Here is a 13032-nt window from a genome sequence, read left to right on the forward strand (position 1 = left end):
GGATAAGGAGGAATACGCCATGACATTGAAGTATTCAAACATTATCGTAGCAGTAGATGGCTCTGACCAAGCCGCTGATGCTTTCAAAAAATCGGTTGCGATTGCGGCACGCAATAACGCTACATTGAATTTGGTAAGCATCATTGACAACCGATCTTTTGGATCCATTGAAGCCTATGGACAAGCCTTTGCTACAGAGGCTAAAAAAGCAGCTGAGGATTTAATGAAAATCTATAAAGAATATGCAGCTGATGCTGGTTTGGACCATGTGAACGTCATTGTTGAAACGGGTTCACCTAAGACGAAAATTCCTGTAGAGTTGACAAAACGGTTGAATGCCGACTTGATCGTTTGCGGAGCGACAGGATTGAACTCAGCCGAACGCATTTTGATGGGCAGCGTTTCCGAACGCATTGTCCGCTCCGCCAAATGCGATGTGCTGATTGTCCGAACCTCACCGGATGCCGCTAAAGACACCATCGTATAAACCATAGCGCCTTTCCTTTTCACAAGGGAAAGGCGTTTTGTCTTTTATTCCCTAACAGAAAAATACGACATTTCCCAACCATCTTGTAGAACCGGCCAGGCAAGTTCATAATTAACAGTGATAAAAATTATGGGAGTCCTTAATGATGACAATTGCTGCACACCTTTCCAAACAAATTACCCCGGATTACGATCCATGGGAAGCTTATATGGATATACAAGAACATGGAAAACTAACCTTATCGAGCATTGAATTCACCACGACTTATTTATGCAATATGCGATGTGAACATTGTGCGGTCGGCTATATGCTGGCGCCGAAAGATCCAGAAGCGCTGCCGATCGACTTGCTGCTAGCCCGTTTGGATGAAATTCCGCATCTGCGGACCATCAGCCTGACAGGCGGCGAGCCGATGTTTTCCAAAAAATCGGTTGAACGCTACGTGTTGCCTTTGTTGAAATACGCGCACGAACGCGGCGTACGAACGCAAATGAATTCCAATTTGACGATGCCGCTTGAGCGGTATATGCTCATTGCGCCTTATTTGGACGTACTGCACATCTCGCATAACTGGGGAACGATCGACGACTTTGTCGACGGCGGCTTCGCCAATATGGAACGGCAGCCTTCAAGAGAACGGCGGGCCGAACAATTCCAGCGGATGATCGATAACAGCCGGGCGCTTGCTGAAGCCGGTGTGATGGTGTCAGCGGAAACGATGCTCAACAAACGGACATTGCCGCACCTTGCCAAAATCCATAAACAAATCATCGAAGAAATGAAATGTGCTAGGCACGAGGTGCATCCGATGTACCCGAGCGATTTCGCTTCGCTGCTGGAAGTGCTGTCGCTCGACGAGACGCGGAAAGCCATACACGACTTGCTCGACCACCGCGATGAAAATACATGGATGTTGTTTGGCACCTTGCCGTTTTATCCGTGCAGCTCCAATGAAGAAGATGTGAAATTGCTGCAGCGCATCCGTGCAAGCAAAAACGTGACGGTCCGCAACGATCCAGATGGGCGGTCGCGTTTGAACGTTAATATTTTTACAGGCGATGTAATCGTCACGGATTTCGGCGATACGCCGCCTATGGGCAATATCAAAACCGATTCGCTTCCGGCGATGCTGGACAGCTGGCTCAACCGCCCGCTCGCAAAAACCATCAGCTGCCACTGCCCTGCGGCTTCCTGCCTCGGACCGAATTTGTTGGTCAAAGACGCTTATTACCCGGAACAAGATTTTACAACACGAAAAGCGCATGCCTCGTTCAAATAAAATATTGCAAAAAGCCTTTCCCATTGTTTTGCGGGAAAGGCTTTTCTTTATAGAAAGTTATTTATTTTTAACCGCATTCCAAATCAACGCGCCGACGCTTGCCAACGCGACCGCTGTTAGCATTGGGCGTTTCGTCGCCTGGACGTAATAGCTTTTCCCGCGGACGAGGCCTTTATTGGTTCCGCGTTCATGCATGCCGTAGCCCGCTTTGTATAACGCGCTGTCTTCTTTTGGACGAGAAGGCCGGTTGTCCAATTGCGTCGGATAAATCAAGACTTCCATCAATTTATCGGTAAAGCGAGGCGCTCCGCGGCCAAGCAATGCCGTCATCTTCGCTTGCGAGCCGACGTACATATCCCGCTTCGAATGTTCGGCGCAAAACAAAATAGCATCCGCTACGGCTTCCGGCTTGTAAATCATGCCGATATGCGCCGGCTGCCGTTCCGCATAGCTGTGGGCATGTTCGTTGTATGGCGTATCGATGCGCCCAGGATGAATCAATGAAATGGAAACCGGCGCGTTGTCTTTTTCCATTTCCATCCGGACATTTTCTGTCATGCCGTGAACCGCAAATTTCGCAGACGAATACGTCGACTGCAATACGACGCCCCGGTCTCCGTAGAGGCTTCCGACATTGACGATGGCTCCAGGTTCGCCGCGATCGATGTAATGCTTCGCCGCTGCGCGCATGCCGTAAACAACGCCCCAGAACGTGGTATCAAACATACGGCGCATGTCTTCAATGCTTACTTCCAACATATGGCCGAAAATGGAGACGGCTGCGTTGTTGACCCACGTGTCAAAACGGCCAAACTCCTGGATTGCCGCATTGGCGATTTTGTTGACGTCTTCTTCTTTTCCAACATCCGCCACGACAAACGTCGCTTCATGCCCTTGGCTTCTCAGTTCGTTCACCAATTCCCGCAGCGCTTCTTCATTTCGAGCTGCCGCCACAACTTTGGCGCCTTTTTTGGCTGCCATTCTGGCCGTGGCCAATCCGATTCCACTAGAGGCTCCTGTAACTATAACAACTTGGTCTTTGAGGTTTTTCAATTTTAGGCCCATAATTCCAATGATTCCCTCCTTGAACGCGTTTATTCAGTCTTTACCCGATGGTTTAGGGGCTTAACCGTTTAAACCCGCTGCATTCAAGAATTGTTTGCGCGGGATTGGTGCTTCAGTTGATCGCCATGAAAAACGGTTAATATGAATTCCCGTTCCGGCACTTTTAGTTTTTCATACGACTGTAAAAACTCCTTATTGTCGTATGCGGCTTCTTTTAATTCAACTTTAATTTCTTCTTCAACACTAACGATAGCGTAGGGTGCCAGCGGTTTATGAGTGCAGCCCAATGCACCGGGATTCAGAAAAACGGTTTCCTCATTTTTGAAGAACTGAAGCGGGTGGTGGTGCCCGAAACAGATTAAGTCTTCCGTTCTCCCATTAAACAGTTGCTCCAAATTCGGCAGATTTGGCTCGACAATAACCGCAAACGGATCATTGGCAATGGATACGTGCATTTTTTTGTCTTCAATTTGGTAATGCGTAAATAAAACCTGCTTGTTATTGATTGTTTTCTGTATAACGCGTGGCAATCCGGCCAGTTTCTCCACGAAGGCTGCATCTATTCTTTCCGCAATCCATTGATGATGCTCTTTCACATGCCGATGGCTCAGTGGATGCTCTTGCCCTTTTGCCAATGCCAAAACGGCTTCGTCGTGGTTTCCTGTCATCATTGAGACGTCATCTCGCGCAAACAGCATTTCCAACACCTGGTTCGTATCCGGGCCAATTCCAATCATGTCACCCAAGCAAAAAATATGTTCAATGTCCGCCAGTCCGTCAATTTCCGCCAATACTGCTTTCAGCGCCGGCGCGTTGCCATGAACATCTGTAATTACTGCAAATTTCATATACACCATTCTTTCTGCAGTTAGTTGGAAATCTTGATAACGCCTCCGCAATGTGAAACTGGAGAAAACTCGCACTTGCAAATCTTTTCGAGCATCGCAGCCAGTTCTTCGTAAACAAAATAGAATTCGTCCTCATCCCAATAGCCGATGCTTTTTTGCCGGCATGTCTCTAATTGCTGCCGAGTTCTAAACGCGATGTCCCCGATGTAAATAGTTCCATCCTTTTTTAACAAAGACAGCAGTTCTTTGATGAAGACCACTTTTTGTTCATCTTCTAAATGATGCAATGCGTATGTGCTGATGATGGAATCATAGCTTTTTTCTTTTATGGCTTCAGGCAATCCATTGGTAATGTCCCACTCCATCAAATTAGCAGCTGGCATTTTCACTTGGGCCAACGCAATCATTTCGGCAGAAAAATCTACTCCATCTATATGATGGCCATGATCATAAAGGTTGCTCGTTAAAATACCGGTTCCAAATCCGATGTCGAAAATATACGATTTCTCTTTTTGCATCGTTTCATTGAAAATTAAATTCAAAATTGCTTTATACCCAGCAAACGGGTACAAATTATTTTCTTCACTAATCTGTACCGTTTCGTCATAGTTGTTTGCCCATAAATCAAAGCCTTGCTTGTTTAACATACTGTTCCTCCTGTTTTCTTTTCTTCTCTTCTCTTCTCTTCTTTTGAAAGCAGCCTTATGCATTTCCCGGGAAATATGCAAGCTACTTTGTCTCTTTCTTACTGATAAACGACTTTCTTCCAAGTTGCTTGCCAGTTTTTCCGTTTTTCCCGGTCTTTATAAGTTTGCATGATCTTTTCGTTTTTATAAAAATAAGGAGTCGGCTTTATGGCCATATTCAAGGCATCGTCCAATCCATGAGGCGCCGTTAGCATCAAGGTTCCTTCCCCATCCACTTTCATCCCAAGCGCCGTGGCGGTCTCGGGAAATTTCGAAATGGCGTCAACCGCCGAAGTATAAGGCTCCAATTCGTTTGCAATATGCATCCGTGCTTGGTTTTTCACCGACCAGGGAAGGCCGGGCATTATTCGATGCAGCCTCTCTTCCACGCGTTTTTCCGCATGCTCTGAAAGATTTTCCGGATCGAAATAAATGACATCGATATCGGAAAGCGGAGTTCGTTCGTTAAAGCCATGGAGTGCATCCCATATTTTTGAACGGACAAACCCGGCGCAAATCCACCAATCCGGCAAGTCCAACGACCGGGCAGCAGCCAAGACCGCGAGCATCCATGCATCTTTTTCAACCAATGCCAACACATCTTCTTCTGTTTTCATGGTTTTGCTCCTTAGCTTTTAAAAGTTCTCGACAATGCCTAAAAATTTGGTCGGAAGCTCTGCTTCCTTTATTTCTCCATCAAAAGAAACACGGTACGCCTTAGCATTCGATCGCGAACTGACGATTTCCGTTAATTCCTGATCCACATAGTGAAGCGCAACACCATCATCTGCGGCAATGCCCGCTTGCAGCTTCTGTTCTTCCACAAGACGACGATACGTAGGCCTTCTGTTTTCTTCTCCGTCATAGTGGGGGCAATTGCTGCCTGCTAAAAAACCCAGGGCTTTAATCGGCTCAAGATCTTCGCTAAACGAATCGGTTACGCCTTCTTCAAACCAGCAAATCGATCCCGCACTGATGCCGGCTAAGACCACACCTTGCTCCCAAGCTTTTCGGATGATGCCATCCAGTCCCCATTCCCGCCATAAAGCCAACAAGTTTTTCGTATTGCCGCCGCCTACATAAAGAATGTCTTGCTCCAAAACAAAACGTTCCAAATCCTTCACTGGCGGCTTGAATAATGACAAATGGGTCGGTTCGCAGTTTTGCTGGTTGAAGAACTCATAAAATTGTTCGGTATAACTTTGCGAATCGCCGCTCGCTGTTGGGATAAAGCAAATTTTCGGCAGCTCTTTTAAAGACTGCTTTAAAATATAAAGGTCCAATAACGGATTTTCCGGCTCCATCGAAAATCCACCGCCTCCAAGTGCTATAATCTGTTTCATACTCCACCTTCTCCTCGCTTATTTTCCATAACTACTTCTCACACTTAAAAACAAGCTCCTCTTTTTTCTTCTTTCAACAATCTAAATTTTACAAAATTTCCTTATAATTGTATGTTACCATAAAGAAAAGGCAGGTGTTTTTTTATGGAACGTAGCCGCGTACTCGATTTTATTTTTGAAAAGGACAGCTATAGGGGGGTAAAAATGTCGCTCAGCATTTTATTCATTATCGGTATTTTCGCCATCTCCCGAATGATTTCCTCCCCTCTTTTTGTTTGGTGTGTCATTACTCCTGTATTGCTTTTAACGCTCGCCCACCTCTTGGTAAAACTGCTCTGGTACAACAAGAAAATACAGAAAAAAGGTTCGCCGCTTGATGTTTTCTGGCTGGTTATTTGTGCCGGCTTGCTGGTATGGGCGTGGTTTTCCATTTAGAGCCTAAAAAAGCCGCTAATCCCCATGTGGATTAGCGGCTTTTTCATATAAACTTATTCTTCTATGCTCTCCAGCTTTTGATACAGCCGTTCGATTTCCTCAGGCGGCACCGGACGGTTGAAATAATAGCCTTGCGCTTGGTTGCATTCTCTGAGTTTTAGAAATTCCAGCTGGTCGTTGGTTTCGACCCCTTCTGCGATGACGTTTAAGCCTAGGTTATGAGCCATTTTGATAATCGTGTCGACCAGTGCTGCATCTTTGACGTCGGCATTGATGTTGCGCGTGAAATATTGGTCGATTTTCAACGTATCAATCGGGAACAGCTTCAAGTAGCTGAGCGACGAATATCCAGTGCCGAAATCGTCTATGGACAAATGAATACCCATTTCTTTCAATTCCTGCATCGTGGAGATGGCGGTTTTAGAACCTTGGATGATGCTTTCGGTCAATTCAAGCTCCAAATATTTTGGTTCGAGCCCGGATTCGTCCAAAGCTTCCCTGACAATTTGGCACAAATTGCTTTGTGAAAATTGGCGCGCAGATATATTAATGGCTACGCGGAAAGGGGGAAGCCCTGCTTCTTGCCAATCTTTGTTTTGCTGGCATGCCTGGCGCAGCACTAACTCGCCAATTTGGACAATAATGCCTGTTTCTTCTGCAACCGGAATAAATTCAGCAGGGGACACACTGCCCCATTTTGGATGCGTCCAGCGGAGAAGCGCTTCAACGCCAATGGCTTCTCCTGTTTTTAAATCAATTTGCGGCTGGTAATGGATCGTAAACTCGTCCTGTTCCAACGCTTTGCGCAAGCTGATGGCGATACTCGATTTCCTGGAAACCATTTGGTTCATTTCCTGGGTAAAAAATTGGAAATTGTTTTTCCCTTCTTCTTTTACCCGGTACATCGCAATATCGGCATTTTTCATTAACATTTCCTGATCTTCCCCATCCGAAGGGTACATGCTGATACCGATTGACGGAGTAATAAACATTCCTTCTTTCATAAAGGAAAAAGGTTCGTTTAATACTTGAAGAATGCTTTTGGCACAATCAGCAGCTTTTCCATAATCTGTGTTGGGAAGCAACAAGACGAATTCATCTCCGCCAAAACGCGAAACGGTATCCGATTTGGCGGCACAGCCTTCCAAACGGCTGGCCACTTCTTTCAATAACTGGTCTCCAATATGATGGCCGAACGTATCATTGATCATTTTAAAGTGGTCCAAGTCGATATTCAAAATCGCAAAAATTTGGCCGGCCGCTTTTGCTTGATCCAACGCAGAAGCCAGCCGGTCCGTGAACAATCGCCGGTTCGGCAATCCGGTCAACGGGTCCAAATACACCAAACTGCTTATTTTTTCCTCGCTGTTTTTCCGCTCTGTGATGTCCCGGATGATGCTGCTGAAAAAAGCCCCTTTTTCCGTTTCCCATGAGCCCAATGACATCTCCAGAGGAAATTCGCTGCCGTCTTTACGCCGGCCCGACAATTCAACGGTTTTTCCGAGGACATTCGATGGCTTTTCGGAATAATAATGGTTGATGCCTTTTCGGTGTGCCTCTTTATAGCGGTCCGGCACAATTAAATCGACATCCATGCCCAACACTTCGTCAGACGAATAGCCAAAAATATTTTGGGCTCCTTGGTTCCACTGCAAAATAGCGCCTTCTTTATCGGCCACAATAATGGCATCTGTCGCAGACTCGATGACCGATTGAAATTTTCTTTCCGATTCATCGGATTGCGATTGCAGCCTTCTGTCGGCCCGTATGCTGCTGTAGATTACGACTAATAATACGAGCACCCCAAGCCCGATGGCATATCCCATCAATACATTGTCAGTAGAAGAAGCTGCTGTATGCCCATGGCTATGAACCGGCTCAAAAATAGCCGCTGCCATACCGGTGTAATGCATGCCGGAAACCGCTATACCCATAAGGATAGCGCTGCCCAACTTTCTCCACTGGAATCCTGAAAATTCACGAAGCTGAATGAGCAAATACAAAGCGACCAATGACGTGACAAACGCAATCATCGCTGAAAGCAGCCATAGAATAGGCGAATAACTAATGGCCGTTTCCATCTCCATTGCTTCCATGCCTAAATAATGCATCGATATGATGCCGGTTCCTATAAATACAGCACCTAACACAAGCCGCAGCTTACTAACTGCTTGGCGGCTGATCAAATAAAAAGCAATCCCGCATGAAATCAACGCTGGCAAAATGGATAGTAGAACAACCGGCAAGTTATACGTAACTTTTATGGAGAAATGAAAAGCAAGCATCGCGATAAAATGCATGGCCCAAATGCCCACTCCCATAACAACCGCACCCGATACGATCCATCTGGTCCGGTTTGCTCCTTTTGCAGCAGCAAGCCTGCTGCTGATGTCCAAAGCCACGAATGAAGAAAAAACCGCGACGATGATCGAAAGAAGAATAAGAGGCAAATTATATTCTGTTGTGACATTTTCCATTAGTCCACTACACCTTTGAGGATGGGTTGACACCCAATTTTATATATTTTTATAAATTTCACTAATAGCCCGAATTAGACTAATTACTCATATACAATACCATGGAATCACTCATTAATCAGTATTTTTTCCTATATCCGGCATATATATTCATAGTTTTTTTAAAAAATTGTAAATCGGAATAGGCAATTAAAACCAATCAGACTAGTAAAGATTTATCTCTTCAGTAGTTTATCGGCATAATTAAATTAAATTGAAGTGAAATTTTCGAGTTAAATTGCTATATAAGTTGAACTAATAAGTCCAACTTGTCGATATTCCGCAAAACAGCTGCGAAGATATTGGCCAAAGGTAGTTTGGCCAATATCTTTGCGACGAGCTTGCGCAGGAGCACAAGGGGTTATTGCCGCGGGCTCATGGGCCAAACAGCATTTGGCCCATGCTTTGCGACGAAGCAGCGAAGCGATGCAGGAGCAACGCTCTTTCATGTTTCGAAGCTAGCGATGCGATGCAGAAACAGTATGGGTTTCTCCGCTGTTTTGCTCCATATCTTCTAGCCTGCTAGCAGTAATAGAACAATTCTGCTGGTCATCTCTTCTGCTAGTAAGAAATCTTTTAGCTTCGGCGCGTCCACTGGCGGCAGGCGTAAGCCGACGAAGCAATAAAACGAGTGATCTTCTCGGCTTATTGTGAGAGCCAAGGAGGGACCAAAAACTTGGGGCACCTCCTTGGCGACGAAGTGCAGAGCGCTGCAAGAGCAATATTCTTTGCACTGCTCAAAGCATTCGAAGCGGGTTTTAAAAAAGCACATTCTTTAGTTCAACTTATTATAGATAGTAATAAAAAGGCAGCTGAAGTGAAAACTCTTCACTCCAGCTGCCTTTCATCAATTTTTCAAGAATGTGCCTGTATACGATTGGGGATAGGCCATAATTTCTTCAGGCGTCCCTTCCACTATCAAGTAGCCTCCCGCCGCTCCGCCTTCCGGACCTAAATCGATGACCCAGTCGGAAGCGCGTATGATATCGGTGTTGTGTTCTACAACAATTACCGTATTGTCTGCGTCCACCAGTTTATTGATCAGAAGCAGCAGTTTTTTCACGTCATTTGGATGCAAACCGGTCGACGGTTCATCCAAAATATAAAGCGTATGGCCTTTTACTGTTTTGCTCAGTTCACGCGCCAGCTTTAATCGTTGGCCTTCGCCGCCGGATAACGTCGTCAAGGTTTGTCCCCATTTCAAATACCCAAGCCCGACCTCACAAAGCAACTCGATAATGCCTGTTATTTTTTTGTGGTCGTGAAACAATTGTCTGGTTTCTTCAATGCTCATATCCAAAATAGCTGAAATGGACTGCCCTTTATACGTCACTGCCAAGACTTCCTCTTTGAACCGCTTGCCATGGCATACCGGACATTCCACTTCAAAGTCCGGTAAAAAATACATTTTGGTCAGCACAAACCCAAGCCCTTGGCAGTTTTCACACCTTCCGCCTTCTGTATTAAACGAAAAATGCTTGGCGGTCAAGTTGTTTTCTGCTGAAGCAGGCAGCTTGGCAAACAGCGTCCGAAGCAGCGTGAACACATCCGTATACGTGGCGACATTGGAACGCTGCATGCGGCTTAATGCCGATTGGGTCACCGTAACCATTTTGTCAATCGCCTCAAGCCCAGCAATGTGTCCAAATTCTCCACTGCCGGGAAGCTCTTCATCGCTTGCTGCCAAAATGTCAAACAATAGGGAAGATTTTCCGGAACCCGAAACTCCGGTAACGGTGATGAAACTGCCAAGCGGAAACGCCACAGTAATGTTTTTCAAATTGTTTTTTGTGGCGTTGTGAACGGTAATAAATTGGCCGTTTCCAGCTCTTCTTTTAGCCGGCATTGAAAGCGGTTCTTTCAGGTAAGCACCGGTTATAGAAGCCGGCTGCTCCTGCAGCTGTTCCAAGGTTCCTTCTCCGACAATTTCACCTCCTAAACTTCCGGCTCCCGGACCCAAATCAATAATATGGTCTGCTTGCTCCATAACTGATACATCGTGTTCAATGACCAACACGGTGTTGCCGATATCCCGCAGCTGTTTGATGATTTTCACGAGTCCTGCTGTGTCTTTCGGATGCAGCCCCGCTGTCGGTTCATCCAAAATGTACAAAACACCAGTCAGGCCCGACCCTAGAATTGTTGCCAGCCGCAGCCGCTGTGATTCCCCTCCTGAAAGCGAAATCGCTTCGCGGTCCATGGACAAATAAGAAAGTCCTACATTAATGATACGGGTGATTTTGGTCGTTAAATCTTGGAGAATCATCAGAGTGACGGTTTCTTCCTCTTTCTGTTTCAGCCTTTTTAGCCAATCCACCATTTCTTCAAGAGGCCAGCGGGAAACTTCTGAAATTGAATGGCCCCCTACTGCAACAAGTCGGCTTTCCCGTTTCAGCTTTTCCCCTTTGCATTCGGGGCATGTATGGCTGAAAAAGAATTTCCCTTCACTCGAACTTCCGCCTTTTTCCTGATACCGTCTCCACATGCCAGTAAGGACGCCTTCAAATTTTCCTTTTGAAACGGTTTTGGGCGGTTGATGGGTTGGAAAATGCCGCTTAAATCGCTCGCTTTCCGCTCCGTAATACAAAAAGTCCCGCTGCACTTCGTTGTAGTCTCTCAGCGGCAGCTTTATGTCGAATTTAAAGCCGTAATGCTTTGCTCCTTCTTCAATAATTCTTCCATAGTATTCGTGGACGTTTGTAAACCATATCGCGACAGCTCCGTCCCTTAAACTTAATTCCTGGTTGAATATCAGGTCTGACCGGATGTCGACCGTCTTCCCCAATCCTGAACACGTTGGACATGCGCCTTCTACGGTGTTGAACGAAAAATGCGCTCTTGTTAAATTCGCCAATTGAACACCGCAATGCGGGCATGGCATCGTGGAAGCCGGATCGTCCCCACTCGAAGCCTTTACGGTTTGGAGGCAATTCGGACATGGCCGCTCACCCATTTTTTCGTAAATCGCCCGCACGTACGTGTACATATCGGTGACTGTTCCCACAGTTGAACGGGGATTCCGGTTGGTGACTTGCTGGCCGACGCCAATTGACGGCGACAGACCGGTTACAGAATCCACTTTCGGCTTGTTTACTAAACTGGTGATAATTCCGTTGGCCTCCATATACTGCCTTTGGCTTTCGCGCTGTAGAATATCCAGAGCGAGCGTAGACTTCCCTGAACCGGACGGACCCGTTATGACGACAAAACGATATTTGGGAATGTCGACGGAAACGTTTTTCAAATTGTTTTCTGCAGCCTTGGTGATGCGAATCAATTGATCCAACGTTAACACCTCCTTACTTTCCATCATACAACATTCATGCAAGTGCGAAACTAGCGACTCCTGAGCTGTTTCTTTCTTCATTGATCAAACGGAAACCTTCTCAAGGAGCTTGAATCTTTTTCTTGAAGGTTTGTTTTCGGCCATTAACTTTGTTATAGTAAAAACCCCTAACAACTTCAAAGGAGGAGGCAACCGATGAAGTCTTACAAGCCGATTGAAATTGCCCGAGAACTGAACATCAGCACAAGTGCATTGCGCCATTACGAATCGTGGGGCGTCGTGCCGAAGCCGCTGCGTGCGGAAAACGGCTACCGGCTGTACAGCCCTATTCATTTGGCATATTTTCGCTGCCTGCGCGCTATGTTTCCGGGTTTCGGTTACAAAACGACGTGCGAAGTCTTGATTCAGCTGCAAAAAGGAGAGTTTGACGCTGCCTTTTGGCTTGTCAGCGAAGAACAGGCAAAATTGCAGCACGAAAAAGAAGTGGCGGACCAAACTTTGGTTTTGCTCCAGGATCCCAACTTGCCCTTAATTGCCAATAAAAAATTAAAAAGCCAGCTGACCATCGGTGAAGCGGCCAAATTTACGGATGTTCCCGCTTCAGCCATTCGCCATTGGGAAAAAGAAGGGCTGCTGAATCCGGTGCGCGATCCGGAAAATGGCTACCGGCTTTTTACGCCGCTTCACATCCGCCAAATTTTGCTGATCCGCACATTGCGGAGAACCGTCTACTTTTTGGATAGCATGAGAGAAATTGTCCAAGCAGTCGGAACGCAAAATATCGACAAAGTGCGAAACTTGGCCGAAGACGCTTTGAAAAGCATCCACGAGCGAAACCGCCAGCAATTTATCGGCGTCCACCAGCTTGTTGAACTGTGTGCGGAGCTTGGGTTCATGAAAAAGTAATTATTGAAAAGACAAAAGCCGCTCCAGCAGTTTGTTGCTGAAGCGGCTTTTGTCTTTATCCACGGATCCCTCCGCTTTTCTTATTGTCCAGACTCTAGTGCCTAGCTCTTCGGGACATAAGCCATCCCGGCTGCGTGGCAAAGAACTCCACTTCACCGGCTTGGCTTATGCCTGTCAGAGC

11 protein-coding genes are annotated in these 13032 nt (G+C 46.2%); 4 read left to right on the top strand and 7 right to left on the bottom strand.

Features of this window, described 5'->3' with window-relative positions:
• Positions 1-19 precede the first annotated feature (19 nt).
• Together ACRRQV_RS10270 and yfkAB are read left to right on the top strand one after the other, a co-directional pair.
• Entirely contained in the window at positions 20-487 is a 468-nt protein-coding gene (locus ACRRQV_RS10270; protein ID WP_432530405.1) for a universal stress protein, read from the top strand.
• Between the two features lie 145 nt (positions 488-632).
• A complete protein-coding gene (gene yfkAB, locus ACRRQV_RS10275; RefSeq protein ID WP_432530795.1) occupies positions 633-1766 on the top strand; it encodes a radical SAM/CxCxxxxC motif protein YfkAB in 1134 nt (377 codons plus the stop codon).
• 57 nt (positions 1767-1823) lie between these two features.
• Here yfkAB and ACRRQV_RS10280 read toward each other — a convergent pair whose 3' ends face one another.
• The 5 genes from ACRRQV_RS10280 to ACRRQV_RS10300 all read right to left on the bottom strand — a co-directional run bounded on the left by ACRRQV_RS10280 (position 1824) and on the right by ACRRQV_RS10300 (position 5708).
• A complete protein-coding gene (locus ACRRQV_RS10280) occupies positions 1824-2831 on the bottom strand; it encodes an SDR family oxidoreductase (protein WP_432530407.1) in 1008 nt (335 codons plus the stop codon).
• A gap of 83 nt (positions 2832-2914) precedes the next feature.
• Positions 2915-3679: a metallophosphoesterase family protein gene (locus ACRRQV_RS10285; protein WP_432530409.1), complete on the bottom strand. Its 765-nt coding sequence runs from the start codon at positions 3677-3679 to the stop codon at positions 2915-2917.
• A gap of 20 nt (positions 3680-3699) precedes the next feature.
• Positions 3700-4326 carry a class I SAM-dependent methyltransferase gene (locus ACRRQV_RS10290; RefSeq protein WP_432530411.1) on the bottom strand — a complete coding sequence of 209 codons (627 nt, stop codon included), beginning with the start codon at positions 4324-4326 and terminating at the stop codon, positions 3700-3702.
• A gap of 98 nt (positions 4327-4424) precedes the next feature.
• The gene (locus ACRRQV_RS10295; RefSeq protein ID WP_432530413.1) at positions 4425-4982 is read right to left on the bottom strand and encodes a nucleotidyltransferase family protein; all 558 of its coding nucleotides are present in this window, start codon (positions 4980-4982) and stop codon (positions 4425-4427) included.
• 18 nt (positions 4983-5000) lie between these two features.
• Positions 5001-5708 (bottom strand): Type 1 glutamine amidotransferase-like domain-containing protein, encoded by a 708-nt coding sequence (locus ACRRQV_RS10300; RefSeq protein WP_432530415.1) that lies wholly within the window; start codon positions 5706-5708, stop codon positions 5001-5003.
• Between the two features lie 144 nt (positions 5709-5852).
• On the opposite strand from ACRRQV_RS10300, the gene ACRRQV_RS10305 reads away from it, so the two are divergent.
• Positions 5853-6143 carry a hypothetical protein gene (locus tag ACRRQV_RS10305; RefSeq protein ID WP_432530419.1) on the top strand — a complete coding sequence of 97 codons (291 nt, stop codon included), beginning with the start codon at positions 5853-5855 and terminating at the stop codon, positions 6141-6143.
• Between the two features lie 53 nt (positions 6144-6196).
• On the opposite strand, the gene ACRRQV_RS10310 is transcribed toward ACRRQV_RS10305, so the two are convergent.
• Together ACRRQV_RS10310 and uvrA are read right to left on the bottom strand one after the other, a co-directional pair.
• Positions 6197-8620, bottom strand: coding sequence for an EAL domain-containing protein (locus tag ACRRQV_RS10310; RefSeq protein WP_432530421.1), 2424 nt, complete (start codon positions 8618-8620; stop codon positions 6197-6199).
• An 886-nt stretch (positions 8621-9506) separates the two neighbouring features.
• On the bottom strand, positions 9507-11945 hold the full coding sequence (uvrA, locus tag ACRRQV_RS10315; RefSeq protein ID WP_432530423.1) for an excinuclease ABC subunit UvrA: 2439 nt from the start codon (positions 11943-11945) through the stop codon (positions 9507-9509).
• Positions 11946-12140: 195 nt separating this feature from the next.
• On the opposite strand from uvrA, the gene ACRRQV_RS10320 reads away from it, so the two are divergent.
• Complete coding sequence (locus ACRRQV_RS10320; RefSeq protein ID WP_432530425.1) at positions 12141-12851, top strand: TioE family transcriptional regulator; 711 nt, start codon at positions 12141-12143, stop codon at positions 12849-12851.
• Positions 12852-13032: the final 181 nt, after the last annotated feature.

Origin of the sequence: Planococcus sp. YIM B11945 (assembly GCF_050864155.1) — a bacterium.
Taxonomy (GTDB): Bacteria; Bacillota; Bacilli; order Bacillales_A; family Planococcaceae; genus Planococcus.

Coding starts and splice junctions, on each gene's coding strand:
- ACRRQV_RS10270 (WP_432530405.1), top strand. CDS start 20: ATGACATTGAAGTATTCAAACATTATCGTAGCAGTAGATGGCTCTGAC.
- yfkAB (WP_432530795.1), top strand. CDS start 633: ATGACAATTGCTGCACACCTTTCCAAACAAATTACCCCGGATTACGAT.
- ACRRQV_RS10280 (WP_432530407.1), bottom strand. CDS start 2,831: ATGGGCCTAAAATTGAAAAACCTCAAAGACCAAGTTGTTATAGTTACA.
- ACRRQV_RS10285 (WP_432530409.1), bottom strand. CDS start 3,679: ATGAAATTTGCAGTAATTACAGATGTTCATGGCAACGCGCCGGCGCTG.
- ACRRQV_RS10290 (WP_432530411.1), bottom strand. CDS start 4,326: ATGTTAAACAAGCAAGGCTTTGATTTATGGGCAAACAACTATGACGAA.
- ACRRQV_RS10295 (WP_432530413.1), bottom strand. CDS start 4,982: ATGAAAACAGAAGAAGATGTGTTGGCATTGGTTGAAAAAGATGCATGG.
- ACRRQV_RS10300 (WP_432530415.1), bottom strand. CDS start 5,708: ATGAAACAGATTATAGCACTTGGAGGCGGTGGATTTTCGATGGAGCCG.
- ACRRQV_RS10305 (WP_432530419.1), top strand. CDS start 5,853: ATGGAACGTAGCCGCGTACTCGATTTTATTTTTGAAAAGGACAGCTAT.
- ACRRQV_RS10310 (WP_432530421.1), bottom strand. CDS start 8,620: ATGGAAAATGTCACAACAGAATATAATTTGCCTCTTATTCTTCTTTCG.
- ACRRQV_RS10320 (WP_432530425.1), top strand. CDS start 12,141: ATGAAGTCTTACAAGCCGATTGAAATTGCCCGAGAACTGAACATCAGC.